This is a genomic window from Flexivirga sp. YIM B11880 (genome assembly GCF_058148645.1).
The window spans coordinates 834,440-858,386 of the sequence record NZ_JBMAMH010000001.1; the positions used below are offsets into that span (position 1 = coordinate 834,440).

The 23,947-nt window shown below is 69.3% G+C and carries 22 protein-coding genes; 16 read left to right on the top strand and 6 right to left on the bottom strand.

Annotated features, from left to right (window positions below):
• Positions 1-11 precede the first annotated feature (11 nt).
• From ACN8HC_RS03885 to ACN8HC_RS03910, 6 genes are read left to right on the top strand one after another with little or no spacing between them, the layout of a single operon-like run.
• Positions 12-1,526 (top strand): flavin-containing monooxygenase, encoded by a 1,515-nt coding sequence (locus tag ACN8HC_RS03885; RefSeq protein WP_490073546.1) that lies wholly within the window; start codon positions 12-14, stop codon positions 1,524-1,526.
• On the top strand, positions 1,523-2,791 hold the full coding sequence (locus ACN8HC_RS03890) for a glycosyltransferase family 4 protein (RefSeq protein ID WP_490073547.1): 1,269 nt from the start codon (positions 1,523-1,525) through the stop codon (positions 2,789-2,791). Before ACN8HC_RS03885 ends, ACN8HC_RS03890 begins: the two co-directional genes overlap by 4 nt.
• Positions 2,788-3,513: a class I SAM-dependent methyltransferase gene (locus ACN8HC_RS03895; RefSeq protein ID WP_490073548.1), complete on the top strand. Its 726-nt coding sequence runs from the start codon at positions 2,788-2,790 to the stop codon at positions 3,511-3,513. Before ACN8HC_RS03890 ends, ACN8HC_RS03895 begins: the two co-directional genes overlap by 4 nt.
• Positions 3,510-4,604, top strand: a complete 1,095-nt coding sequence (locus tag ACN8HC_RS03900; RefSeq protein WP_490073549.1) for a prenyltransferase — start codon at positions 3,510-3,512, stop codon at positions 4,602-4,604. Before ACN8HC_RS03895 ends, ACN8HC_RS03900 begins: the two co-directional genes overlap by 4 nt.
• Positions 4,604-5,227 (top strand): class I SAM-dependent methyltransferase, encoded by a 624-nt coding sequence (locus ACN8HC_RS03905; RefSeq protein ID WP_490073550.1) that lies wholly within the window; start codon positions 4,604-4,606, stop codon positions 5,225-5,227. The genes ACN8HC_RS03900 and ACN8HC_RS03905 overlap by 1 nt, the downstream gene beginning before the upstream one ends.
• A 4-nt stretch (positions 5,228-5,231) precedes the next feature.
• Positions 5,232-5,738: a DUF2599 domain-containing protein gene (locus ACN8HC_RS03910; protein ID WP_490073551.1), complete on the top strand. Its 507-nt coding sequence runs from the start codon at positions 5,232-5,234 to the stop codon at positions 5,736-5,738.
• A 32-nt stretch (positions 5,739-5,770) separates the two neighbouring features.
• Here the strand turns inward: ACN8HC_RS03910 and trxA are convergent, their stop codons facing one another.
• A complete protein-coding gene (gene trxA, locus ACN8HC_RS03915; protein WP_490073552.1) occupies positions 5,771-6,163 on the bottom strand; it encodes a thioredoxin in 393 nt (130 codons plus the stop codon).
• Positions 6,164-6,498: 335 nt separating this feature from the next.
• On the opposite strand from trxA, the gene ACN8HC_RS03920 reads away from it, so the two are divergent.
• The 3 genes from ACN8HC_RS03920 to ACN8HC_RS03930 are packed head-to-tail and all read left to right on the top strand — an operon-like array spanning position 6,499 to position 9,092.
• Positions 6,499-6,957: a cysteine dioxygenase gene (locus tag ACN8HC_RS03920; protein ID WP_490073553.1), complete on the top strand. Its 459-nt coding sequence runs from the start codon at positions 6,499-6,501 to the stop codon at positions 6,955-6,957.
• A gap of 33 nt (positions 6,958-6,990) precedes the next feature.
• Positions 6,991-8,304, top strand: coding sequence for a low temperature requirement protein A (locus tag ACN8HC_RS03925; RefSeq protein ID WP_490073554.1), 1,314 nt, complete (start codon positions 6,991-6,993; stop codon positions 8,302-8,304).
• A complete protein-coding gene (locus ACN8HC_RS03930; RefSeq protein WP_490073555.1) occupies positions 8,301-9,092 on the top strand; it encodes a crotonase/enoyl-CoA hydratase family protein in 792 nt (263 codons plus the stop codon). The genes ACN8HC_RS03925 and ACN8HC_RS03930 overlap by 4 nt, the downstream gene beginning before the upstream one ends.
• Before the next feature lie 222 nt (positions 9,093-9,314).
• On the opposite strand, the gene ACN8HC_RS03935 is transcribed toward ACN8HC_RS03930, so the two are convergent.
• On the bottom strand, positions 9,315-10,136 hold the full coding sequence (locus ACN8HC_RS03935; protein WP_490073556.1) for an alpha/beta fold hydrolase: 822 nt from the start codon (positions 10,134-10,136) through the stop codon (positions 9,315-9,317).
• A gap of 9 nt (positions 10,137-10,145) precedes the next feature.
• Positions 10,146-11,462 carry an MFS transporter gene (locus ACN8HC_RS03940; RefSeq protein ID WP_490073557.1) on the bottom strand — a complete coding sequence of 439 codons (1,317 nt, stop codon included), beginning with the start codon at positions 11,460-11,462 and terminating at the stop codon, positions 10,146-10,148.
• A gap of 40 nt (positions 11,463-11,502) precedes the next feature.
• Between ACN8HC_RS03940 and ACN8HC_RS03945 the strand changes: the two genes are divergently transcribed.
• Positions 11,503-13,545, top strand: coding sequence for an NAD(+) synthase (locus ACN8HC_RS03945; protein WP_490073558.1), 2,043 nt, complete (start codon positions 11,503-11,505; stop codon positions 13,543-13,545).
• A 71-nt stretch (positions 13,546-13,616) separates the two neighbouring features.
• Here ACN8HC_RS03945 and ACN8HC_RS03950 read toward each other — a convergent pair whose 3' ends face one another.
• Positions 13,617-14,096, bottom strand: coding sequence for a hypothetical protein (locus ACN8HC_RS03950; protein WP_490073559.1), 480 nt, complete (start codon positions 14,094-14,096; stop codon positions 13,617-13,619).
• A gap of 138 nt (positions 14,097-14,234) precedes the next feature.
• Between ACN8HC_RS03950 and ACN8HC_RS03955 the strand changes: the two genes are divergently transcribed.
• From ACN8HC_RS03955 to ACN8HC_RS03965, 3 genes are read left to right on the top strand one after another with little or no spacing between them, the layout of a single operon-like run.
• A complete protein-coding gene (locus ACN8HC_RS03955) occupies positions 14,235-17,471 on the top strand; it encodes a DEAD/DEAH box helicase (RefSeq protein WP_490073560.1) in 3,237 nt (1,078 codons plus the stop codon).
• A 39-nt stretch (positions 17,472-17,510) separates the two neighbouring features.
• Complete coding sequence (locus tag ACN8HC_RS03960; protein ID WP_490073561.1) at positions 17,511-18,398, top strand: SDR family NAD(P)-dependent oxidoreductase; 888 nt, start codon at positions 17,511-17,513, stop codon at positions 18,396-18,398.
• On the top strand, positions 18,395-19,060 hold the full coding sequence (locus ACN8HC_RS03965) for an NAD(P)H-binding protein (protein WP_490073562.1): 666 nt from the start codon (positions 18,395-18,397) through the stop codon (positions 19,058-19,060). The genes ACN8HC_RS03960 and ACN8HC_RS03965 overlap by 4 nt, the downstream gene beginning before the upstream one ends.
• Before the next feature lie 9 nt (positions 19,061-19,069).
• Here ACN8HC_RS03965 and ACN8HC_RS03970 read toward each other — a convergent pair whose 3' ends face one another.
• Complete coding sequence (locus ACN8HC_RS03970) at positions 19,070-19,411, bottom strand: hypothetical protein (RefSeq protein ID WP_490073563.1); 342 nt, start codon at positions 19,409-19,411, stop codon at positions 19,070-19,072.
• A gap of 183 nt (positions 19,412-19,594) precedes the next feature.
• Between ACN8HC_RS03970 and ACN8HC_RS03975 the strand changes: the two genes are divergently transcribed.
• Together ACN8HC_RS03975 and ACN8HC_RS03980 are read left to right on the top strand one after the other, a co-directional pair.
• Positions 19,595-21,598 carry an ArnT family glycosyltransferase gene (locus tag ACN8HC_RS03975; protein ID WP_490073564.1) on the top strand — a complete coding sequence of 668 codons (2,004 nt, stop codon included), beginning with the start codon at positions 19,595-19,597 and terminating at the stop codon, positions 21,596-21,598.
• A gap of 9 nt (positions 21,599-21,607) precedes the next feature.
• Positions 21,608-22,471, top strand: coding sequence for a dolichyl-phosphate beta-glucosyltransferase (locus ACN8HC_RS03980; protein WP_490073565.1), 864 nt, complete (start codon positions 21,608-21,610; stop codon positions 22,469-22,471).
• A 51-nt stretch (positions 22,472-22,522) separates the two neighbouring features.
• Here the strand turns inward: ACN8HC_RS03980 and ligD are convergent, their stop codons facing one another.
• Complete coding sequence (gene ligD / locus ACN8HC_RS03985; RefSeq protein ID WP_490073566.1) at positions 22,523-23,491, bottom strand: non-homologous end-joining DNA ligase; 969 nt, start codon at positions 23,489-23,491, stop codon at positions 22,523-22,525.
• Between the two features lie 163 nt (positions 23,492-23,654).
• Between ligD and ACN8HC_RS03990 the strand changes: the two genes are divergently transcribed.
• Entirely contained in the window at positions 23,655-23,915 is a 261-nt protein-coding gene (locus ACN8HC_RS03990) for a hypothetical protein (RefSeq protein ID WP_490073567.1), read from the top strand.
• The last annotated feature ends 32 nt before the right edge of the window (positions 23,916-23,947 follow it).

The following is a 23,947-nucleotide window of genomic DNA, read 5'->3' on the forward strand; positions in this document are numbered from 1 at the left end:
GAGGAGACGCGATGCCCGTGCAGGACCACTACGACGTGCTCGTCGTGGGCGCCGGCCTGTCCGGCATCGACGCCGGCTACCGGATTCAGACGATGTGCCCCGGAGCCGACTACGCGATCCTCGAGGCCCGTGAGGCACTCGGCGGCACCTGGGACCTGTTCCGCTACCCGGGCATCCGGTCCGACTCCGACATGTTCACCCTGGGGCTGCCCTTCGAGCCGTGGACGGGCGACAAGTCGATCGCCGACGGTGCCGACATCCTCCACTACCTCGAGCAGACGGCCGCCAAATACGGCATCGACAAGCGGATTCACTACTCCACCAAGGTGACCGCCGCGGACTGGTCGAGCGCCGCGGCACGGTGGACGCTGACGCTGGACACGCAGGACGGCCCCCGGCAGGTGAGCGCCGACTTCATCTATCTCGCCTGCGGCTACTACAACTACGACGAACCCTACCGACCCGACATCCCGGGCCTCGACGACTTCGCCGGCGAGGTGATCCATCCGCAGCTCTGGCCGGAGGGCGGGCTGGACGTGGCCGGCCGGAAGGTCACCGTCATCGGCTCCGGCGCCACCGCCATGACGCTGGTGCCGGCGCTCGCGGGGCAGGGCGCACACGTGACGATGCTCCAGCGCTCACCCACCTACGTGATGAGCCTGCCCGCCCGCGACGCGATCGCGCACGCGCTGCGCAAGGTGCTGCCGACCCGGCAGGCCTACCACGCGATCCGGCTGAAGAATGCCGCCACGTCGCTGGGCTTCTACGAGTTCTGCCGGCGGGCGCCGGGTGCGGCCACCAAGGTGTTGCGCAAGGGCGTGGCGCGACAGCTCGCGGGCAGCTCGGTCGGTATGGCGGACTTCACGCCCCGCTACAAGCCGTGGGACGAGCGGCTCTGTGTCGTGCCGGACGCTGACCTCTTCACGGCGATCCGGCGCCACCAGGTCGAGATCGTCACCGACACGATCTCTCGAGTGGATTCCAATGGTATTCGGACGGATTCGGGCCGCGAGATCCCGTCCGACGTCATCATCACGGCGACCGGGCTGAACCTGCTGATGGCCGGCGGCGCGACCCTCTCGGTGGACGGCGAAGTGTGCGAGCCGGGCGAGCGCTACATCTACCGCGGGCTGATGCTCGAGGGCCTGCCCAACGCGGCACTCTGCATCGGCTACACCAACGCCTCGTGGACACTGCGAGCCGACCTCTCGGCGAAATACTTCTGCACGTTCGTCAACCACGTGCGTTCGCACGATTACGCCTACGGCTATCCGACCGTGCACGAAGCGATGCCGAGCTCGCCGGCGCTGGACCTGGCGTCCGGTTACGTCCGTCGCTCGCTGGCCGCGCTGCCCAAGCAGGGTGACCGCAAGCCGTGGTTCCTCAAGCAGAACTACTTCGCCGACCGGCGCGACGCGAAGCGTGCGGACGTCACCGCGGACATGACGTTCGTGCGACGCGGCGAGGTCCCGTCGTCGCTGCCGGACCTGCACACCGTGGCTCGGGACGTGGAGCGCGTCGGGTGAGGATCGCGCTCGCGTCATACCGCAGCAAGGAACACTCCGGCGGTCAGGGCATCTACGTACGCAACCTGTCCCGGGAGCTGGTGGCGCTCGGGCACGAGGTCGAGGTCTTCAGCGGGCCGCCCTACCCGGTGCTGGATCCCGGGGTGCGCTTCACGCCGGTGCCGAGCCTGGACCTCTATCGTGCCGACGAACCGTTCCGGCGGCCGCCTCTGCGGGAGTTCCATTCGGCAATCGACCTTTTCGAGTATGGCGTGATGTGCACTGCAGGCTTCCCGGAGCCGCGCACGTTCGGGATGCGGCTGTCCCGGCTGCTGCGCGGCCGGATCGGTGACTTCGACATCCTGCACGACAACCAGACGCTCGCACCAGGGCTGCTGGCGCTCGAGCGGCGCGGCCTGCCGCTGCTCACGACGATCCATCACCCGATCAGCCGTGACCGCCGGTTGGAGCTGACGGCCGCGACCGGCTGGGGCCGGGTGTCCAAGCGCCGGTGGTACGGCTTCGTGCAGATGCAGCGGCGAGTGGCGCGCCGCAGCACCCACGTGCTCACCGTGTCCCAGGTGTCCGCGCGCGACATCACGGCCGACTTCGGCGTGCCGCCTGAGCGGATGAGCATCGTGCCGGTCGGTGTCGACGTCGAGCGGTTCCGGCCCCCGGCGCAACCCCGCGTGCCCGGGCGGATCGTCTCGATCATGAGCGCGGACGTGCCGCTGAAAGGTATGGCGGTGCTCGTCGACGCACTCGCCGCGCTGCCGCGGGAAGCCTGGAGCGAACTGATCGTGGTCGGGACTCCTGGCGACGCCACCGAGAAGCGGCTGGCCCAGGCCGGTCTCGTGGACCGCGTCCGCTTCCGCGGCGGCATCAGCGACGACGAGCTGGCGGCGCTGATCGGGTCCGCGCAGGTCCACGTGATTCCGTCCCTCTACGAGGGTTTCTCGATCCCGGCGGTCGAGGCCATGGCATGCGGCACGCCGGTCGTCGCGACGGACGTCGGCGCGCTGCCCGACCTCCTTGCTGACGGCGTGGGGCAGCTGGTGCCCGCGGGCGACCCCGCGGCCCTGGCGCACACCCTGGCCGAGGTGCTCTCCACTCCGGGGCAAGCTGCTGTGATGGGCGCTGCAGGCCGTGCCCGGGCCGCGAGCACGTACAGTTGGGCGGCCGTGGCCCGCGCGACCGCGGCTGTCTACGCCGAGGTGATCGCCGCGAGCGGCCACCCTCGACCCCCGGTGTCCGGAGCACCGGACCTGAAGGAGCAACACCGATGATCACGATGGATTTCGACTCGGTCTTCCCGATGTCGCCCGGCATGACCGTGCTCGACGTCGGCGCCGGCCAGGGCCGCCACTCCTTCGAGGCGCTGCGCCGCGGTGGCCTCGTGACCGCGTTCGACCAGTCCGAGTCCGCCCTGGCGGACATCAAATCGATGTTCGGCGCCATGGAGCTGGCGGGCGAGGTGCGCGCCGGTGCGTCCGGCACCGTCATGCACGGCGATGCGCGCTCGATGCCGTTCGAGGACAACACCTTCGACCGGGTCATCGCCTCGGAGATTCTTGAGCACGTGCACGAGGACGAGCAGGTCATCGCCGAGATCTTCCGGGTCGTGAAACCGGGCGGCCTCGTCGCGGTCTCCGTTCCGCGCAGCTGGCCGGAGCAGGTCTGCTGGAAGCTCTCCGACCCCTACCACGAGGTGGAGGGCGGCCACATCCGGATCTACCGTGCCTCCGAGCTGGTCGCGAAACTCGAGGGGGCCGGGCTCGCGGCATACGGACAGCATCACGCGCACGCGCTGCACGCGCCCTACTGGTGGCTCAAATGCGCTGTCGGCCCTGACAACAACGACAACCCGGCGGTCCGCGCCTACCACCGCCTGCTGGTGTGGGACATGATGAAGGCGCCGTTCGTCACCCGCGCCGCGGAGCGCGCGCTCAACCCGGTGCTCGGCAAGAGTTTCGTGGTCTACCTCGCCAAGCCGGAGGTGGTCGGATGACGGTCCTCGCGCCGCGATCGGGCGGTCTCGCGGTCCCCGGCGTGCTCAGCGCCGAACAGTGCGCTGCCACAGCGCGTTTCGTGCTTCGACAGCAACGTGCCGATGGTTCGATCCCATGGTATGACGGCAGTCATCTCGACCCCTGGGATCACATCGAAGCGGCGATGGGACTGACCGTCGCCGGCCACTGGTCCGCCGCATGGCGCGCTCTGGAGTGGTCCGCATCGACCCAGCGCAAGGACGGCTCCTGGGCGATGGTGCTGCGCGACGGGCAGGTCGAGGATCCCGGCGCGGACACCAACCAATGTGCGTATTTCGCAGTCGGACTGTGGCACTACTTCCTGGTGACCGGGCACACGGACGCACTGGCGCGGTTGTGGCCGACGGTTGAGGCGGCGATCAATTTCGTCATTCGCGCGCAGCATCCCGGCGGCGAGCTCGGCTGGGCCGTCGGGGAGGACGGCCGGGTCGCGGACTTCGCGCTGCTGACCGGCAGCGCGAGCGCGTTGCAGTCGATCGAGTGCGCCTGCCACATCGCGGCGACCCTGGGCCACGACCGGCCGCGGTGGCGCTGGGCCGGCAACCGGCTGGCGGAGGCGCTGCGGGCCCGACCGAACTCCTTCGCGGACCGGTCACGCTTCTCGATGGACTGGTACTACCCGGTGCTGGCGGGCATCGTCCGCGGTGCGGCGGCCCGTGCGCGGATCGACGCCGCGTGGGCGGACTACGTGCGACCGGGATACGGCGTGTGCTGCGTCAGCGATCAGCCGTGGGTGACGTCGGCCGAATCGGCGGAGCTCGTCGCCGCACTGGACGCGATGGGCGACACGGATCGGGCGCTCGCCGTGCTGGCCGACCTGCAGGGACTGCGCGACGACGAAACCGGTGGCTACTGGACCGGCCGCAACCTGCCGGACATGGTCATCTGGCCGCGTGAGCAGACCTCCTGGACAGCAGCGGCGGTGCTGCTCGCGGCGGACGTGGTCACCCAGACGACGGGCGGCGCCGCCCTCTGGCGGGATGCCGGCTGGCCCGGTGACGCGAGCGCCGCCGTGTCGGAGGCGTTCGTGCGCGACGAAGCGGCCGGCTGATGCCGGTGCCACCCGATGTGGCCGAACTCGTCGAGAAGACAGCGGGTTTCATGCCCGCCGACGAGGGTGAGGCGCTGCACGACCTGGCGCTCACGGCGCGGCCGGGCACCTGGCTGGAGATCGGCACCTACTGCGGCAAGTCGACGCTGTTGCTCGGTGCCGCCGCGCGGGCGGTCGATGCGCGGCTCGTGACCGTCGACCACCACCACGGCTCCGAGGAGAACCAGCCGGGCTGGGAGTGGCACGACGCCTCGCTGGTCGATCCACACACCGGCCGGCTCGACACGCTGCCGCACTTCCGGCCGGTGCTCGACTCGCTGGCCGACGTCGCCTCGGCGGTAGTGGGCAGCACGGAAGTCGTTGCTCGCTGGTGGAACTCGCCGCTCGAGCTGCTCTTCCTCGACGGCAACCACACGGAGGAGACGGCGCAGCACGACTACCGCGCCTTCGCCCGGCACCTGGTGCCCGGTGGGCTGCTCCTCGTCCACGACGTCTTCCCTGATCCTGCCGATGGTGGTCAGGCACCGTGGCACGTCGTGCGGGCCGCGCTCACGGACGGCTTCGGCGAGATCGCGCAGCACGGCTCGCTGCGCGTGCTCAGCGCGCCCGCTCGGCAAGAATGACGGCATGCCTCGATGTCCCCGGGCCGCTGTCGGTATGACGCTGCTCCTGCTCGGCGTCGCGGCATGCGGCACGACCAGGAGTGCCGACGGCGCCAGTAGCCCGTCGACGGCTTCGACGGCGTCGCGCGTCCGGCCCGGAAGCCCGAGCGCCGCAGCCACGAAACCGGCTGCCAGCCGTAGGAGTTCGGCATCCGAGGGGCACGGCCCGCCATACATTGCGCGGGTGGTGTGGGTAAGCCTGCCGAGCGGCCGCAGCCTGCAGGTCTACCCGACGGCGAGCGGCCGGGTGACGACGGCCGATGGTGCCGAGGACGAGGCCTGGCGCGAGGTGGTGCGGAAGGCGCGAAATGCCGAAACGCCAAGCATGCGAGCGCAGTTCGACTGTCACTGGGCGTTCGCCCGGCTCGCGGAGCCCCACAAGCCTAGCTGGAATCTCGAGCCGTGGCGGCCGGTGGTCTCCGCGCAGCAGATGTATGACGACCGCTGCAACCCCGGCGCCCCCGAGGTGTGAGTCACCCCACGAATGTGGTGGATCCGCGAGGCCTACGCCTCGCCGTCGGGATTCTGGTCCTGCTTGGCCTGCTCCTCCGCGACCTGCTTGCGGACCTCGTCCATCGGCAGTTTGCGGGTCTGGTCGATCAGCGAGGACAGCTCGGGACCGGGCAGGGCGCCGGCCTGCGCGAAGACGCGAATACCGTCGCGGAAGATCATCAGCGTGGGGATCGAGGTGATCTGCAACGCCTGGCTGAGTGCCGGCTCCGCGTCGGTGTCGACCTTGCCGAAGGTGATGTCCGGGTTGCTCTCCGACGCGTCCTCGAAGATCGGCGCGAACATCTTGCACGGACCACACCAGTCCGCCCAGAAGTCCACCAGGACGATGCCGTCGGACTGGACCTCCTGCGCGAAGGTGTCGGTCGTGAGGATCTTGGTTGCCATGCTTCTCTCGTTCCTTGTCGGACGATGCCGATCGGGCACCGTTCCTCTCGCAACGACCGGATGGCCCAGAACCTTCCATCGGAAGTAATCACCGCGATCCGCATGCTGAACAACCGTCTCTTGATCCGAGATGAGATGAAACGTGTTTGGCAAAAGGGTCCGCGGCATGTTGTGCTGTGGGCATGTCTTCGCACGCCACGCAGTTCATGCGCATCGCCAACCGGCGACGCATGACGACGTGGCATGTCTGCCGACTTTGAGCCGACCGTCGCTCAGCTCGCCGCAGACCACTGTGCCCCACGAGGCGCGTCCGCCATACCGCAACGGAGACTTCGATGACCACCACCTCACCCGGCGTCCGGGACTTCACCACCGACCAATTGGTCCGGATGGCGCGCCTTTTCGCTCACGAGTCGGGAGTCACCAGCACCATCGAGCGCAGCGGTGACGAACGCAAGCGCCACCAGCTGACCAAGACGCCACACCTCGAGGTCTGGGTGATGACCTGGCCGCCCGGAGCCACCACCGACTGGCACGATCACGGCAAGGCCGCGGGCGCGATGGTCGTCGTCGAGGGCGAGCTGATCGACCGGCAGTGGCGCGGCGGCTCCGAACACTGGACCGAGCTGCGACCGGGTGACGAAGGATCCGTCGCAGCAGGAACCCCACACAACCTGACCAATGTCGGCGACGGCTACGCCGTGACCGTGCACGCCTACGCACCGGGGCTGACCGAGATGACGCCATACGCCTGGGAGGACGGCCGGCCGGTCGCCATCGACGCCGGCTCCTGACCGCTCGGGCGCCGGCCTGCGAGGATTCAGCGCATGACCGAGCGATCAGCAGGTTCGGGCTTCACCCGGTTGTCGCCCGACTCGTTCCGCAGGCGCCTCGTGCCGATGCGCGGGCGCGACCCGGAAGAGGGTGAGCGTGCCTCGACGCCGTTGGAGTTGCTCTTCGACCTGATCTTCGTGGTCGCGGTCGGCACGTCGGCCGCGAGCTTCGCCGGACTGGCGGCTGACGGCCACCTCGCTCGAGGGGTCTTCGCCTTCCTCTTCGCGATGTTCGCGATCTGCGTGGCGTGGATCAACTTCAGCTGGTTCGCGTCGTCGTTCGACACCGACGACTGGCTCTACCGGGTGCTCACCATGCTCACCATGGTCGGCGTCGTGATCTTCGCGCTGGGGCTGCGGCCGATGTTTCACTCGATCGGCGAGGGCTCGCGCGTCGAGACCCGGCTGATGGTCATCGGCTATGTCGTGATGCGGATCCCGCTGGCCGCGCAGTGGTTCCGCGCGTCCCGGCAGGCACCGGACTACCGGCAGGTCGCGGTGCGCAACATCCGGTGGATGCTGATCGTCCAGGCGGGCTGGGTGATCTTCGGTTTCGTGCCGATGGCGCTCGCGCTCACCGTGGTGGTCGGCGTCTTCCTCGGCGCCTGCGAGCTGCTCATCCCGGTGCTCGCACAGGGCGGTGCGAACGGCACACCCTGGCACCCGCACCACATCGCCGAGCGCTACAGCCTGCTCGCGATCATCGCGCTCGGTGAGGGCATCGTCGGCACGATCGGGTCGTCCCAGGGGCTGCTCGGCGGCGCGGCCGGCGAGCGGTGGACGTGGAACGCCGTCGCGGTCGTCATCGCCGGCATCGGGCTGACCTTCGGCATGTGGTGGGTCTACTTCATGATGCCGTTCGGCACCCTCTTGGAGCACCGCCCGACCTATGGCTACTTCTTCGGCTACGGACACGTGCTGGTCTTCGTGGCGATCGCCGGCACCGGTGCCGGGCTGCACATCCTGGGCCTCTACCTCGAGGGTCACTCGACACTGACCGAGCCATCGGCCGTGGCGCTGCTGACCGTTCCGGTGGCGATCTACCTGACCGTCGTCTACACCCTGCACGACGTGCTGATCGGCCGGTTCGACCCTCTCCACCTGGTCAACATGCTGCTCACGGCGGCACTGCTGGCCGCCGCGATCGTGCTCGCCGTCGTCGGCACACCCATCACGGTCAGCCTGCTGCTCACGCTGGCGGCTCCGTTCGTGACGATCATCGCTTATGAAGCCGGCGCGCATCGCTGGCAGGAGGAGCAGCTGCACCGCCTCGCGGCCCGCTCTCGACCTCCTAGGATCGGTCGATGAGCAACATCGACGTGGCCGTGTCGGGCGGCATCGCAGACGTGCGCCTGGATCGGCCCGACAAACTCAACGGTCTGACCCTGCCGATGCTGCGGGACCTGGCCGCTGCTGGGCGGAACCTCCGCGCCGACAAGGAAATCCGGGCAGTCGTCCTGTCGGGGACGGGCGACTCGTTCTGTGCCGGACTGGACTTCAAGACGGTCACCGCTGACCCCAAGCAGTTGCCGCTCGGCATGCTGCCGCGGCCCTGGCGTGGGACCAACGTCTTCCAGGAGGCGTGCTGGGTATGGCGGCGCGTGCCGGTGCCGGTGATCGCGGCGGTGCACGGCCATTGCTACGGCGGCGGACTGCAGATCGCGCTCGGTGCCGACCTGCGGGTGACCGCGCCGGACGCCAAATGGTCCGTGCTGGAAGGGAAGTGGGGGCTCATCCCGGACATGAGCGGCGTGCAGGCGCTCTCCGAGCTGGTCGGCATCGAGACCGCCAAGCGGCTCACGATGACGGCCGAGATCATCTCCGGCGAGGAGGCCGCACGGCTCGGACTGGTGGGCCAGGTCGACCCAGCGCCGTATGACGCGGCGCGTTCCCTCGCCGAGTCGCTCGCGCGGCGGTCCCCGGATGCCGTGGTGGCAGCCAAGCGGCTCTTCGACGCGACGTGGCGGTCCTCGCCACGGCGGACCTTCGCCCGTGAGCGCTGGGAGCAGGCGAGGTTGTTGCTCGGCAAGAACTTCCGGATCGCCCGCACCGCCGGCCTGAAGCGGGAGGATCCGGTCTTCCAGCCGCGCCGCTGACCGCTCTGCAGCACGACCCGCCATGCGCCGGCGCCCGAGCAGGGCCGCGCCTTCTCCGCCGAGAGGCTCACAAAGTGCCGAGAGGCGCAGAACGAAGCCGTTCTCGGTCGGTGATTTTCTGAGCCTGTCGAGCTTTGCTGAGCCTTTCGGCGAAAAGGGGGAAGGAGGGCCGGGGGCCGGGGCAGGTGGTCGGCGGTCGGCGGGAGGACGGTGCGCGTCCGGTCAGTCGGGGAGGCGGAGGATGCGGCGGACGTGCGGCCAGGCGAGCGCGCCGAGTTCGCGGTTGGTGTCGTCGGTGCCGCCGCGGCGCATCGCCTGGCCGGCGCTGACCGGCTGCTCGCCGGGCAGCAGGGTGCGGTGCCCGGCCTTGCGCGCAGTGACGAGATCCGTGCGCAGGCCATGACTCCGGCGGCGGGCCGCGATGTCTTCGGCGAAGTCCACGGACGGCCAGACCTGGTCGTCACCACCCGCGACCAGGAGCAAGTCGCTGATGCGTTCGGTCGGGATGGTCGCGGCGACAACCGTTTCCGGGTCGGCGGTGCGCACGCTCTGCCGATACATGCCCACGTAGGCCGGCGGATCGGTGTCCGGCGTCCAGCGCACGTCGAAGGGGATCGCCGGGAGCGGCCGGCCGTCATACGACCAGTGCGAGACCTGCGATCCGGCCGGGTCGACATAGCTCCACACGTACGAACTCGGCGCGAATCCGATACAGCCGTCGACTCGTTCGTCATGTGATGCCACGAGCAGCGCGGCTTCCGCACCGAAGGACGTCCCTGCGATCACCAGCCGGTCGCATTCCGGGGCGAGCCGGTCGAGTGCGTCGGTGAAGGTTTCCAGCGGCACGAGCCGCGGGCCGTTCGGTTGCCCCGGCCCACCGAACCAGCGGATCGACATGGCGAGCGCGCCGTGCGCCGCGAGCACCCGTGCCCGGTCGTCATCGATCCGGCCGCTGGATCCACCGATGGTGAGGACCGCTGTCCCACAATGCTTTTCCGGTATGACGAGCAACCCGTCCGGGGCGGTGAGTGTCTCTTCCCGCATGAGCCGACCCTAAACCGCAGGTCTCACCACGCGCTCGGCACGCACTGCCGCGAGCAGACTGAGTACCGCCGGCCCGGCGAGGCCGAGCAACACCACTCGCTCCGGCCAGTGCTGCACGAGCACCGAGACGATGGTCGGCACCGTGAACCCGGCATAGGTCAGCGAGTAGAAGACGGCGTTCGTCATGCCGAGTTCGGTTGACGGAGTGGAGCGTTCAACGGCGGTGAGACCACCGACGAGCGTCAGGCCGTAGCCGGCACCGAGCACCACGGACGCAACGAGGACGAGAGCCACCGAGTGCCGGCTCACGGTCAACACGGTGAGCAGCACGCCGAGCACTGTTCCGAGCATGCCGAGCACGGTCACTCCGCCCGGCCGACCGGCTTCCAGTCGGCGGGCCGGCTGCTGCACCAGCACACCGGTGCCGAGGGTCAGACCGCAGACGATGCCGGTGAATGCCACTGCGAACCCTGCGATCTCCGCCTTGATGAGCGCCGGCAGGATGACCATGCTGATGCTCGGGCAGGCGAAGACCCACACCGCCATCGGCGCGATGCGCATCGAGAAGTGCCGGCTGAGCCATTGGCTCGACTCCTCGCAGCCCGGCCAGGGCGCGGTGCTCGCAAGCTCGCTGTGCGCCCTGTCCGGGCTGGTCGTCGTCTCGCGTCGCCATTGGCTCGACTCCTCGCAGCCTCGTTCCTCGGCTGCGACTCGATCCAGGTCCTCGCCGCTTACTCGGCCACCGGGGACAGATGCTCGGCCGCCGGCGTTGGCAGGTACGGGTGCGTTCCAGACGAGCGCGCCGGCAACGCCGGTGAGCGCGAGGTGCACGACATACGGCAGCACCTTCGGATCCGGCAGCCACTGGGCCATGAACCCGGTGAGGAACGCCCCGCCGCCGAATCCCGCTGACAACGCGATCGCGGCCCGCCGTGCGCCGGTGCCGACCGGCGCATCGGCGGACAACTCCTTGACCCAGGTGGTGCCGGGCGCCATGGCCGCGCCGGTGCACACGCCGTACAGCACGCGGCCGGCGAAGAGCGGGGCGGCCGACGATGCGCCGATCGCGAGGAGCAGGGACGACACGGCGGTGAGCACCATCATCGGGCGGAGCACCGCGCGGTGCCCGAACCGGCCGGCGAGCTCGGCGGACAGTATCAGCGCCGGCACGAGTCCGAGGATGTATGCCGCGAACATCGACGTGACGAGCGTCTGCGAGTAGTGGTCGGTCGCGCGATACACCAGCAGCAGCGGCGTGAACTGGTTGGCTCCCCAGCCGACCACGAACATCGCGAAGGCGACTCGGAACCAGCCGGGGAGACGCATGGGTCCAGCATGGCAGTGCACTGCTGAGACACTGGCAAGCATGAACTTCTTCTCGGCATACGACCAGGGCTTCGCACGCATCGCCGCGTGCACGGTCCCGACGGCGATCGCCGATCCGGCGGCGAATGCCGCAATGATCATCGACCAGGTGCGCGGCTGTGACGCCGACTCCGTTGCGGTCGCGGCGTTCCCGGAGATGAGCCTTACCGGCTACGCGATCGACGACCTGGTGCTGCAGGACGCCGTGCTCGACGAGGTGGAGGCGGCGATCGGCGAAATTGCCGCAGCCACAACCGAGTTGCTGCCGCTGGTGATCGTCGGTGCTCCGCTGCGGAAGGGTTTGCGCCTCTACAACTGCGCGGTGGTGATCCACCGTGGCGCGGTGCTCGGCGTGGCGCCGAAGAGCTATCTGCCCAACTACCGGGAGTTCTACGACAAGCGCTACTTCGCGCCGGGTGACGACCAGCGCGGAGAGTCGATCACGGTTGCGGGGGTGAGCGTGCCGTTCGGCCCAGACATCCTCTTCACCGCGGAGGATCTGCCGGCACTGACCGTGCACGTCGAGGTGTGCGAGGACATGTGGGTGCCGATCCCGCCGTCCTCGGTGGCGGCGCTCGCCGGCGCCAACGTGCTGGTCAACATCTCCGGCAGCCCGATCACCGTCGGCCGGTCGGCCGACCGGCAGGCGCTCGCGATGGCACAGAGCGCCCGATGCCTCGCTGCCTACGTGTATGCCGCCACCGGGTATGGCGAGTCCACCACCGACCTGTCGTGGGACGGCATGACGATGATCCACGAGTGCGGCACGTTGCTCGGGCAGAGCGAGCGTTTCCCGCAGGACGCGACACGCACCACGGTCGACGTGGACCTGGACCGGATCCGGCAGGACCGGTTGCGCGACGGATCGCTGGCGGACAATGCGCGAACCTTCAATGATGCCGCTGATTTCCGACGGGTCGGTTTCCGGCTCGACGCCCCGAGCAGCGACATCGGGCTGTGGCGCAAACTGCAGCGGTTCCCTTTCGTGCCCGACGACCCGGAGCACCTGGCACAGGACTGTTACGAGGCCTACACGATCCAGGTAACGGCGCTGAAACAGCGGCTCTCGGCGATCGGCGGGCCGAAGATCGTCATCGGCGTCTCCGGCGGACTCGACTCGACGCACGCTCTGCTCGTCGCTGCCCGGGCCATGGACGACCTGGGCCGCCCGCCCACCGACATACTCGCCTACACCATGCCCGGTTTCGCGACCGGCAGCGCGAGTAAGTCGGCCGCCACCGACCTGGCCGCTGCGATGGGAGTTTCCTTCCACGAGCTCGACATTCGGCCCGCGGCGACGCAGATGTTGCGCGACATGGGCCACCCGGCGGGGGAGGGTGAGCCGGTCTACGACGTGACGTTCGAGAACGTCCAGGCGGGGCTGCGCTACGACTACCTGTTCCGGATCGCCAACAACGAGAACGGCATCGTCCTCGGCACCGGTGATCTCTCCGAGCTGGCGCTCGGCTGGTGCACGTATGGCGTGGGTGACCAGATGTCGCACTACAACGTCAATGCCGGCATCCCGAAGACGATGATCCAGCACCTCATCCGCTGGGTCATCGGATCGGGACACTTCGACGACTCCGCGACCCGCACGCTGCAGACCATCCTCGACGCGGAGATCAGCCCCGAGCTGGTGCCGGCCGGTACGGACGAGAAGCCACAGTCCACCGAGGACGCGATCGGCCCCTACGCGCTGCAGGACTTCAACCTCTTCCACACGCTGCGCTTCGGCATGCGGCCCAGCCGCATCGCGTTCCTGGCGTGGCATGCCTGGCACGACCCCGCCGTGGGTGACTGGCCGCCCGGTTATCCGGAAGACCGCCGGATGGCCTACTCGCTGCCGGAGATCCGCTCCTGGCTGGAGCTGTTCATCAAGCGCTTCTTCGGCTTCAGCCAGTTCAAGCGATCCGCTCTGCCCAACGGCCCGAAGGTCGTCGCCGGCGGTGCGCTGTCACCGCGCGGCGACTGGCGCGCACCCAGCGACGGCAATGCGCACGCGTGGTTGCGTGAGCTGGAGGCCAACGTCCCGAAGAGCTGAGGTACGTCAGGATTCGGCTATGCACATCGTGCGGTATCGCGCGTTCGGCATACCTCTGGTCGACGACGCGCTCAGCCCTTGCCCCAGTCCAGGATCCGCCAGCGGTCCGAGCTGTTGTTGCGGACCAGGAAGTAGGACCACGACTCGCGGTGCGGGTCGTCACCGCTGGCCAGGCTCTTCACGTGACGGAACGTCGAGAGCGTCTTGACCACGACGCACTGGCGCCACGCCGCCGCGATCTTGGGCCCGCACGCCGCTCCCGTCCTGACCGGCCCGGTGTGGATGATCCGCAGCTGCTCGATGCGTGGGCCGTGCAGGTCCCACCAGCCGGCGTCGACCCCGACCTTGTTGCCGACGACCATGTTCTTCGCGGCAGGGAAGTCACGGTCGTTCAACGCTTTGGCGAAGGTCTCGACGACCGCGCCAGGAGTGGTCTGCGCCGACGGCAGGGCCACCGAGGTGCGGGGCTTGCCCCACAACCAGAGCCCTAGAACGCCGAGCAGGACGACGATTGCCAGGCCGAGTCCCACCGCGCTCTGAGTCCTCCGCATAGAGCCCGAGTATCCGACGCGCAGCCGTGATCCTCAAAGCGTTGTCCAGAATGCTCACCGTTCACAGCCGACACAGGGCATCCACAACCGGCGCGCCACCGCTCGCGACTGTCAGCGGTGACGGCTACCGTCGGGACCGTGATCAACGCGACCGAGCTGCAGCTGCGCGGCGCGGAGTGGGTGCGCCGGGTGACGCCCGAGCAGCTCGCGGAGCGGATGGGCGAGCTCACGCTTGCCCGTGCGGAGCTGTATGTCGACTCCGAGCGGGTCCAGTCGATCAACACCGGCGACCGCGGCCGACTGCTGCTCGCGACCGTCGAGGGCAACCGCGAGCGGCCCTACACCGTGATGATCACCCGGATGAAGGACTTCGAGGGCGCGCCCGAGTGGCACTCCCGGTGTTCCTGCCCGATGGCGACCGAGTGCAAGCACGTCGCCGCGACACTGCTCACGGCCCGCGACCAGCTCGGCGGCGGCACCCCGGAGCTGCCCGCGTGGCGCCGCTTCGTCCAGGAGCAACTCGACGGTCCGACGGTCGACCACGCCGACGACGGCGTGCGGCTGGGCCTGCGCGTGACGGTGAGCCGCGAGTTGCGCGGCCGCCGCCGGGTGACCCGCGTCGGGCTGACCCTGTCGCACCGCACCAAGGCCGAGCGCTGGTCCAAGCAGGCGTCCTGGGACGAGGTCGGCCTCAACCGGGTCCGGCGCCGGTTCCACGTCGCGCAGGCCGACGCCGTCACCGCCCTCCGCGACGTCGCGGCGGGGCGCCAGCACGCCTGGGCGATGTCCGTGCCGCTCATCCAGCTCGACGAGAGCAACACCGGCGTGTGGCCGGCGTTGCGCGAGTGCGTCGCTGCCGGGGTGGAGCTGCTCCCGGCATACAACGGGCACGGTGTGGTGCGTCTGGCGCCGGACCCCACCCACGTCGTCGCCGACTTCGACCCCCAGGACGACGGATCGCTGCGCGGCGCCGCGACCGTCCTCGGCCTGGCCGACGCGACGGGCGAAGTCGTCGTCCTCGGCGACCCGGGCCACGGCATCGCGCACGTCGCGCCCGACGGCAGCATCACGCTGGCCGCGCTCGACGCGCCGCTGAGCACCGCCGCGCGGGCCCTGCTGCTCGACGGTCCGGTCGAGGTGCCGGCGGACGACGCCGAGGAGTTCCGCGACCTCTACTACCCGCGGCTGAGCCGGCAACTGCACCTCGTCGCCAGCAACGGCCTGCCGGTGTCGGCCCCGATCCGGCTACGGCTCACCCTCACCTCGCCCGAGCCTCAGGCGATCGAGGTCGCCGCCGAGATGCTGTATGCCGGGAAGCATCCCAAACCGGTCGACCTCGACGTCTATGACCACACCCGGGACCGGGCCGCCGAGCACGCGCTCGTCGGACGGCTCGAGGAGACGCTCCGTGACCTGGACCTGATGGAGCTCGTCGGCGGACTCGGCTGGTGGCCGATCGGCCGCAGCGTGCTGCGGGGCTGGCCGGCGGTGCGTTTCGCCGAGCGACTGCAGGAGCTGGCGGACTGCGACGATCTGGAGCTGGTGGTCGACGCAGAGCTGCCGAGTTTCGAGGAGAGCCGGGTCGCGCCGCAGATCACGATCGGGGCCACCGACAGCGAGGACAACGACTGGCTCGACCTGCACGTGACGGTGTCGATCGAGGGTGAGGAGGTGCCGTTCGCTGCTCTCTTCGCCGCGCTTGCACGAGGTGATGAGGCGATGCTGCTCGCGTCGGGCACCTGGTTCAGCCTCGACCGGCCCGAGCTGCGCCAATTGGAGCGGCTGATCGCCGAAGCCCGGGAGATCGCCGACAAACAGCGAGAAGGCTTGGCCATCAACCGCTTCCATGTCGGTCTCTGGGACGAGTTGGAGTCGCTCGGCGTCATCGACGAGCAGAGTGAGCGCTGGACCCGCCAGCTGGAGCGAGTCCGTGCGCTCGACCGGTTCACCGCGCCGAGCGTGCCCGCATCGCTCGAGGCAACGCTCCGCGGCTACCAGCTGGACGGCTTCACCTGGCTCGCCGCGCTCTGGGACTGCGCGCTCGGCGGAGTTCTCGCCGACGACATGGGCCTCGGCAAGACGTTGCAGACCCTGGCGCTGCTGGCCCGCGCGCAGGAGGAGGGCGAGCTGGACGTGCCGGTCCTCGTCGTGGCGCCCAGCTCGGTGGTCGGCACCTGGGTCAGCGAGGCCGCGCGCTTCACCCCGACACTGCGGGTGCTCCCGCTCGCCGAGACCAGCAAGCGCCGGGGGACCACCGTCGCGCAGGCCATCGGCGATGCGCAGGTCGTCGTCACGTCATACGCCGTGCTCCGGCTGGACGCCGACCAGTTCGCCGCGGTGGGCTGGAACGGCCTCGTCCTCGACGAGGCGCAGTCGGTCAAGAATCACCAGTCCAAGACCTTCCAAGCGGCCAAACGCATCGGCGCACCGTTCACGCTGGCGATCACCGGCACCCCGCTCGAAAACTCACTGATGGACCTGTGGTCGATGCTGGCGCTCGCGGCGCCCGGGCTCTATCCGCGCCCGGACTCCTTCACGCAGCGCTACCGCAAGCCGATCGAGCGCGGCGAGACTCCGGAGCTGCTCGACCAGCTGCGTCGCCGGATCAGGCCGCTGATGCTGCGGCGCACCAAGGAGCAGGTGGCGAGCGACCTGCCGCCGAAGCAGGTGCAGGTGCAGGCCGTCGAGCTCGGTGTCAAGCACCGGCAGACCTACGACCGCCATCTGCAGCGCGAGCGGCAGCGCGTGCTCGGGCTGCTGGAGGACCCGGACGGCAACCGCGTCGCGATTCTGGCCGCGCTCACCCGGCTGCGGCAGCTCGCGCTCGACCCGCGGCTGGTCGACGACGTGCCGAGCAACGCAGGCGAGACCTCGGCGAAGCTCGCCCTGCTCGTCGAGCAGATCGGCGAGCTCGCCGCCGAAGGGCACCGGGCGCTGGTCTTCAGCCAGTTCACGTCGTTCCTGAAGCTTGCGCGCGACGCGTTGTTTGCGGCCGGTCTCACGTCGTCCTACCTCGACGGACGCACCCGCAACCGGCAGCAGGTGATCGACGGCTTCAAGAACGGCGACGACGCGGCCTTCCTCATCTCGCTCAAGGCCGGGGGCGTCGGCCTGACCCTGACCGAGGCCGACTACGTCTTCGTGCTCGACCCGTGGTGGAACCCCGCCACCGAGGCCCAGGCGATCGACCGTGCACACCGGATCGGGCAGGACAAACCGGTGATGGTCTACCGGCTCGTCAGCGCCGGCACCATCGAGGAGAAGGTCGTCGCGTTGCAGGAGCGCAAACGCGCTCTCTTCGAGAAGGTGGTCGACGGCGATGGCGGTGCCGGCGGCGCCATCACCCCCGACGACATCCGGGAGCTGTTGCGATGACCCTGGTTACCGATCGGTAACCGCGTTTAGGCTGGGCGCATGCGCATTCTCTCCTCGAAACCGGTCCGCTCGTATGCCGCCGCACGGTGCCTCGTCACCGGTGGTTGCTCCGGGCTGGGGCAGGCCCTCGTCGCCCTGCTGGTCGCCGACGGTGCCCGGGTGCTGGTCGGCGACGTGCACGAGACCGCACCCGAGGGCTCGCTGCCCGAGGGTGTCGACTACCGCAAGCTCGACGTCAGCAGCGAAGAGGACTGGGCGAGCGCGCGCAACTGGGTGGAGAGCGCGTATGGCGGACTCGACCTGCTCGTCAACAACGCCGGCATCGCGGCGGGTGGCCGGATCGACGTCGCCGACATGGCGGAATGGCGCCGCATCGTCGACATCAACCTGCTCGGTGTCGCGTGCGGCTGCCACACCTTCGTGCCGATGATGAAGCGGCAGGGGAGTGGTCAGATCGTCAACACCGCATCGCTCGCGGGGCTGGTCCACGCGCCCGCGATGGCGTCATACAACGCCGTGAAGGCGGGTGTGGTCGCGATCAGTGAAACGTTGCGGGCCGAGCTGGCGCCGGCGGGCATCACGGTCTCGGTCATCTGCCCGTCGTTCTTCCGGACCAACCTGGCGCAGTCCTTCGCCGGCAAGGACGTGGACATGGAGGCGAGCGGGACGGACCTGATCGCCAAGGCGCCACGATCGGCGGATCAGGTTGGCGCTGTCGCGTTCGCGGGGATGAAGGCCGGGAAGTTCCTCATCCTGACCGACCGTGACGGACACGTCGCCTATGCCGCGAAGCGCTTCGCGCGGCCCGTCTACGACCGCGCCATGCTGGCCGCGGGCCGTAACCTGGGTAGGGCACGCACGCCGGTGCCACCGGTGCTCGACAAGCTGCGCAGGGTCGGATCACGGAAGAAGCGGGGATCAGCATGACAACGGTCGCGATCATCGGCGGACACGGCAAGGTGGCGATGCTGCTCGCCCGGCAGCTGGTCGGCGAAGGCCACCGGGTGCGATCGCTGTTCCGCAACGAGGATCACGCGCCGGAGGTCGCGGCGACCGGTGCCCAAGCGGTGGTCGCGGACATGGAGCACCTGGACGTGCCGGCGGTCGCCGAGTTGCTGTCGGGTGTGGATGCGGTTGTCTGGTCCGCCGGCGCGGGCGGCGGCAACCCCTCGCGAACCTATGCCGTCGACCGGGACGCGGCCATTCGCAGCATGAACGCCACCGCCTCCGCCGGCATCGACCGTTACATCATGGTGTCCTACTTCGGCGCATCGCCGGATCACCGCGTGCCCGAAGGAGATTCGTTCTTCGCGTATGCCGAGGCGAAGGCCGCGGCCGACGAATACCTCCGCGGCACCGGCTTGTCCTGGACCATCGCCGGTCCCAGCACACTCACCGACGATCCACCCACCGGGCGGATCGAGGTCCGTGGCCAGGACCATCCCGACCTCGCCGCCGGCTCGGTGTCCCGCGCCGATGTGGCCGCGGTTGTGGCTGCACTTCTCCCCGCGAAGAACAGCGTCGGCGCCTTCGTGCAGTTCAACAACGGCGACACCCCGATCGCCGAGGCCGTGTCCGCGATCCGCTGAGCGCGGACGTCAGCTCGGAGCACCCGCGCCGTTGGCACCGGGTGCACCGGACGGCATCGCACTGGGTCCGCCGGCTCCCGGACGGAAGTTGCGGGCGTTGCCGAAGCCGCGTGGACCGCCCACTCCGGTGCCCGCACCCGAGCCATTCGGCACCGCTGCGGAGGCCGTGATCGCACCGGCCGACGACAGGCCGATCGCCAGCGCGGCGACGACCGCGGTCTTCTTCCCCGACCAGCGTGGCTGGCGCAGTGCGGGTGAGGTCGCAGGTGAGGCGGCGGGCGACACGACCGGCGTTGGCACCGGCGTCGACTGATCGGTCGGATCTGGCAGCTGGCCTGGGTGCTGGGTCATGAACGATGTGTCCTTCGCGTCTCGGCGGTTCCTCGTCGCCCACGAACCTGGCCGGGCGTGCTGTGCCCATCCTTTGCGAATCCGCTGCCATGGCTGGCAAGTCGGCGGTCGCACGATCGGCTCATGGTCATCGCTGGCACATGCCACAGCAGGGCCACAAACATCGCCGACAAGGTCGGCGGCATGGATTCAGCAACCGCCCACTTGCGGACCTCAGATCACGCGATCCGCAGCGAGTCGCCGACCGACGACAGGTCGTCCCGCGCTGTCGCGGGGACACGACGACTCGGCCGGTGGTGGCGCGGGCACGCGGATGATCCGGCCTGGGCCCGTCCGTCGGCGCTCGGCCTGCTTGTCGGGACAGCCGTCCTCTACTGCTACAACCTGACCGCCAGTGGTTGGGCGAACTCCTTCTATTCCGCGGCGGCACAGGCAGGTTCGGTCAATTGGGAGGCGTTCTTCTTCGGTTCCTCCGACGCCGCCAACGCGATCACCGTGGACAAGCCACCGGCCGCCCTCTGGGTGATGGCCCTGTCGGTGCGGGTGTTCGGCCTCAACTCGTTCGCGCTGCTGATGCCGGAAGTGTTGATGGGTGTCGCGACCGTCGGGCTCGTCTACACAATGGTCCGGCGGCACTTCGGACCCCTGGCGGGGTTGCTGTCCGGTGCGGTGCTGGCATTGACCCCGGTGGCGGCGTTGATGTTCCGCTTCAACAACCCCGATGCGTTGCTGGTGCTGCTGATGACGCTCGGGGCCTGGGCGACCTTGCGAGCGATCGAGAAGGGCTCCGTCCGGTGGATGGCCCTGGTCGGGCTCTTCCTCGGCTTGGGGTTCCTCACCAAGACGCTCCAGGTCTTCCTCGTCGTGCCGCTCTTCGCCGTCGCCTACCTGATGGCCGCCCGGACCACCCTGCAGCGCCGGCTCGCCGGGCTGCTCGCCGGGGTGGGCGCCCTGGTCCTCGCGGGTGGTTGGTGGGTGCTGGTCGTGCAGCTGGTGCCGGCCAGTGTCCGGCCGTACATCGGTGGCAGCCAGGACAATTCGTTCTGGAACCTCACCTTCGGCTACAACGGGTTCGGCCGGATCACCGGCAACGAGACCGGCTCGGTCGGTGGTGGCGGTGGCAACGGCGGCGGCATGTGGGGCAGCACCGGCATCACCCGCATGTTCGGCTACGAGGTGGGCGCCCAGATCTCCTGGCTGCTGCCGGCTGCGCTCATCCTGCTCGGTGCCGGCATCGCTCTCCGTGGCCGGCGGCCGCGCACGGACGGCCGCCGGGCGGCATACCTCGTGTGGGGCGGCTGGCTGGTGGTCACCGGCCTGACGTTCTCCTTCATGGCCGGGATCTTCCACCAGTACTACACGGTCGCGCTCGCGCCGGCGATCGCGGCACTGGTCGGGATGGGTGCCCGGGAAGCGTGGGAACGCCGTCATCAGGCGGTCGGCTCGATCACCCTGGCAGCGGCCACCGCGTCCGCGGCGACCTGGTCGTTCATCCTGCTGACCCGCACCACCGCGTACGGCGACTGGCTGCGCGCGTCGGTCCTCGCGGTCGGTATGGCGGCAGCGTTCCTCCTTCTCGCGCTGAACTGGTTGCACCGTAAGGCGATTCCCCTGGTCTTGGCCGGCGCGATCGCAGCCGGGCTCGCCGGGCCGGCGGCATACACCTGGAGCACGGTGAACTCCGCACACACGGGTTCAATCCCGACCGCCGGGCCGGCTGGCGCGGGCGGCTTCGGTGGCGGCGCGGGCGGCTTCGGTGGCGGCATGCCTACCCAGGGCGGCGCGATGCGCGGGGGCGGCATCGGCGGTCTGCTCGACGCGAGCACCCCGGGCACCGCGATCGTCACGGCACTCGACGCCGACGCAAGCCACTACACCTGGGTCGCGGCGGCGATCGGCAGCAACAACGCGGCCGGGCTCCAACTCGCCACCCAGCGGCCGGTCATGGCCATCGGTGGCTTCAACGGCAGCGATCCGTCCCCGACCCTGGCGCAGTTCCAGGCCTACGTGACGGCGGGGAAGATCCACTACTTCATCGCCGGCGGCGTCGGTGGCAACCGGATGGGTGGCTCCACCGTGACCCAACAGATCACCAGCTGGGTGGAGGCGCATTACACGAAGGTGACGATCGGGGGATCGACCTTCTACGACCTCACCCAGCCGACCAGCTCCGCAACGAGCAACTGAGGACTCATCATGATGGAAACCGTTGAAGTACAAGGCGATGCGGTGCGGTCACAGGACGCATACCGACCGCGGCCGATCGTGCTCGACGTCGTCATCCCGGTGCACAACGAGGAGCACGTGCTGGCCGCCAGTGTGCAGACCGTGCGAGCTCTGCTCCAGGAGCAGTTTCCCTATCCCTTCCGCATCACCATCGCGGACAGCGGCTCCACCAACGGCACGTTGCTCGTCGCGCGCAGGCTCGCCACAGCACTGCCGGAGGTGCGGCTGCACGTCATGAGCCGCAAGGGCCGCGGGCTGGCGCTCAAACAGGCCTGGCTGTCCTCGGACGCACTCGTGCTGGCGTACATGGACGTGGACCTGTCGACCGACCTGAGTGCCGTGTTCCCGCTCGTCGCGCCGCTCCTCTCGGGGCACTCGGACTTGGCGATCGGCTCCCGGCTCACACACGGTGCGCGGGTAGTGCGTGGCGCGAAGCGCGAATTCATCTCGCGCAGCTACAACTTCATCTTGCACCAGACGCTGCGCGCCCGATTCTCCGATGCGCAGTGTGGTTTCAAGGCGATCCGCGGGGATGTCGCGCATGCCCTGCTCCCGCTGGTGCAGGACGAGGCGTGGTTCTTCGACACCGAATTGCTCGTCCTGGCGCAGTGGTGCCGGTTACGCATCCACGAGGTGCCGGTCGACTGGTTTGACGATCCGGACAGCCGCGTGCAGATTGTCAGCACGGCTCGCGACGACCTGCAGGGTGTATGGCGCCTGCGCCGCTCGCGGCCCGCGCTGCGACCTGAGCTCGAGGAGCTGCGGAAGTCGCTGGGACGACTCGGCATTCAGGACTTCCAGGGTGGCCAGCTGCCGACCGAGCTGCCCGCATGACGAGCCACCGCTGCGGAAGCGCGCCGCGCTGGGCGGCGGTTCGGGCACGAGCTATTCGGCGTCGTCCGGCGGCGGCTCCGCTCCCTCGCGCTCGTCCCGCTCGGCCCACTCCAGGAGCGTGTCGAGCCGGAATGCCTCGTCGTCGATGCCCGACCAGAGATCGCCCTTCTCGGCATACCGCTCCGGCACGGTGGCGATGGTCCAGTCGCGCGGGTCGATGTCGTCGAGCTCGTCCCAGCTGAACGGAGTCGAGACCGTCGCGTCGGGGTTGCCGCGCACCGAGTAGGCGGCGGCGATCGTGTGATCGCGGGTGTTCTGGTTGTAGTCGACGAAGACCTGCTGTGGATCGCGGTCCTTGCGCCACCAGGTCGTCGTCACGTCATCCGGGGCGCGCCGCTCCACTTCGCGCGCGAACGCCAGCGCTGCACGCCGGACGTCCTGGAACCCCCACTCCGGCTCGATGCGCACGTAGACGTGCAGCCCGGAGCCGCCCGACGTCTTCGGATAGCCGGTGATCCGGAGCTCGTCCAGCAGCTCGCGAGCGACGTGAGCGGTGCGCCGCACCCGCTCGAAGCTCGCCTCCGGCATGGGGTCGATGTCGATCCGCCATTCGTCCGGCCGCTCGACGTCGAAGCGCCTGGAGTTCCACGGGTGGAACTCCACCGTGGACATCTGCACCGCCCAGACCACCGCGCCGATCTCGGTGACGCACAACTCGTCCGCCGTGCGGTTCCACCGCGGGAAGTGAATCCGCACTGTTTCCAGCCAATCCGGCGCGCCGCGCGGCAACCGTTTCTGGTGAACCTTCTCGCCGGTCACTCCGGTCGGGTAGCGGTGCAGCATGCACGGCCGGTCGCGCAACGCCCGGACCATGCCGTCGCCGACCGACAGGTAGTAGCGGGCGAGGTCGAGCTTCGTCTCTCCTCGCGAGGGGAAGTAGACGCGCTCGGGGTGCGAGATCCGGATCGTGTGCGCGCCGGCTTCGAGCTCGACCGCGGGTGTGCTGCCCTTGGCTGCCATGCCCGCCAACCTAACGTGGACCGTCACGTTCTGCTGCGGTCTGCGGTCGTGCCGAGCTTCATCCCAGCTCCTTCGGCTCGGACAATCAGCACTCGAACCGACAGTGCTGCCCGATTTCGGGCAGATATTTGGTATTCGTCGCCGCCGCCGGCATGATCTGCTGGTGGCCGATGACGAGTTGATTGCACAGGTCGCGGCCACGACCGGCCTGGCGCCCCTGGTCGCCGCCCGGGTGATCGACGACGTGCTCGCCTGGTATGCCGAGCCGGTCGAGGAGTTCGTCCGCCGACGCCATGCGCACCATCGAACCTACGGCAAGCGCAACGAGGAGATCTTCGAGTTGATCGCCGCCGAGCTCGCCCAACGGACGGTGGCGGCGCCGGCGCTCACGACGCGACAGCTGCGGCGCATCGTCTACGGCTGATCGGCCGGACACACGAGCAGCGGCGGGGACGT

Bases quoted from the DNA above. Each gene is read 5' to 3' on its own strand.
- ACN8HC_RS03980 (WP_490073565.1), top strand. From the start codon at position 21,608: ATGATGGAAACCGTTGAAGTACAAGGCGATGCGGTGCGGTCACAGGAC.
- ACN8HC_RS03970 (WP_490073563.1), bottom strand. From the start codon at position 19,411: ATGACCCAGCACCCAGGCCAGCTGCCAGATCCGACCGATCAGTCGACG.
- ACN8HC_RS03945 (WP_490073558.1), top strand. From the start codon at position 11,503: ATGAACTTCTTCTCGGCATACGACCAGGGCTTCGCACGCATCGCCGCG.
- ligD (WP_490073566.1), bottom strand. From the start codon at position 23,491: ATGGCAGCCAAGGGCAGCACACCCGCGGTCGAGCTCGAAGCCGGCGCG.
- ACN8HC_RS03935 (WP_490073556.1), bottom strand. From the start codon at position 10,136: ATGCGGGAAGAGACACTCACCGCCCCGGACGGGTTGCTCGTCATACCG.
- ACN8HC_RS03940 (WP_490073557.1), bottom strand. From the start codon at position 11,462: ATGCGTCTCCCCGGCTGGTTCCGAGTCGCCTTCGCGATGTTCGTGGTC.
- ACN8HC_RS03905 (WP_490073550.1), top strand. From the start codon at position 4,604: ATGCCGGTGCCACCCGATGTGGCCGAACTCGTCGAGAAGACAGCGGGT.
- ACN8HC_RS03930 (WP_490073555.1), top strand. From the start codon at position 8,301: ATGAGCAACATCGACGTGGCCGTGTCGGGCGGCATCGCAGACGTGCGC.
- trxA (WP_490073552.1), bottom strand. From the start codon at position 6,163: ATGGCAACCAAGATCCTCACGACCGACACCTTCGCGCAGGAGGTCCAG.
- ACN8HC_RS03925 (WP_490073554.1), top strand. From the start codon at position 6,991: ATGACCGAGCGATCAGCAGGTTCGGGCTTCACCCGGTTGTCGCCCGAC.
- ACN8HC_RS03900 (WP_490073549.1), top strand. From the start codon at position 3,510: ATGACGGTCCTCGCGCCGCGATCGGGCGGTCTCGCGGTCCCCGGCGTG.
- ACN8HC_RS03960 (WP_490073561.1), top strand. From the start codon at position 17,511: ATGCGCATTCTCTCCTCGAAACCGGTCCGCTCGTATGCCGCCGCACGG.
- ACN8HC_RS03965 (WP_490073562.1), top strand. From the start codon at position 18,395: ATGACAACGGTCGCGATCATCGGCGGACACGGCAAGGTGGCGATGCTG.
- ACN8HC_RS03920 (WP_490073553.1), top strand. From the start codon at position 6,499: ATGACCACCACCTCACCCGGCGTCCGGGACTTCACCACCGACCAATTG.
- ACN8HC_RS03950 (WP_490073559.1), bottom strand. From the start codon at position 14,096: ATGCGGAGGACTCAGAGCGCGGTGGGACTCGGCCTGGCAATCGTCGTC.
- ACN8HC_RS03975 (WP_490073564.1), top strand. From the start codon at position 19,595: ATGGATTCAGCAACCGCCCACTTGCGGACCTCAGATCACGCGATCCGC.
- ACN8HC_RS03910 (WP_490073551.1), top strand. From the start codon at position 5,232: ATGCCTCGATGTCCCCGGGCCGCTGTCGGTATGACGCTGCTCCTGCTC.
- ACN8HC_RS03885 (WP_490073546.1), top strand. From the start codon at position 12: ATGCCCGTGCAGGACCACTACGACGTGCTCGTCGTGGGCGCCGGCCTG.
- ACN8HC_RS03895 (WP_490073548.1), top strand. From the start codon at position 2,788: ATGATCACGATGGATTTCGACTCGGTCTTCCCGATGTCGCCCGGCATG.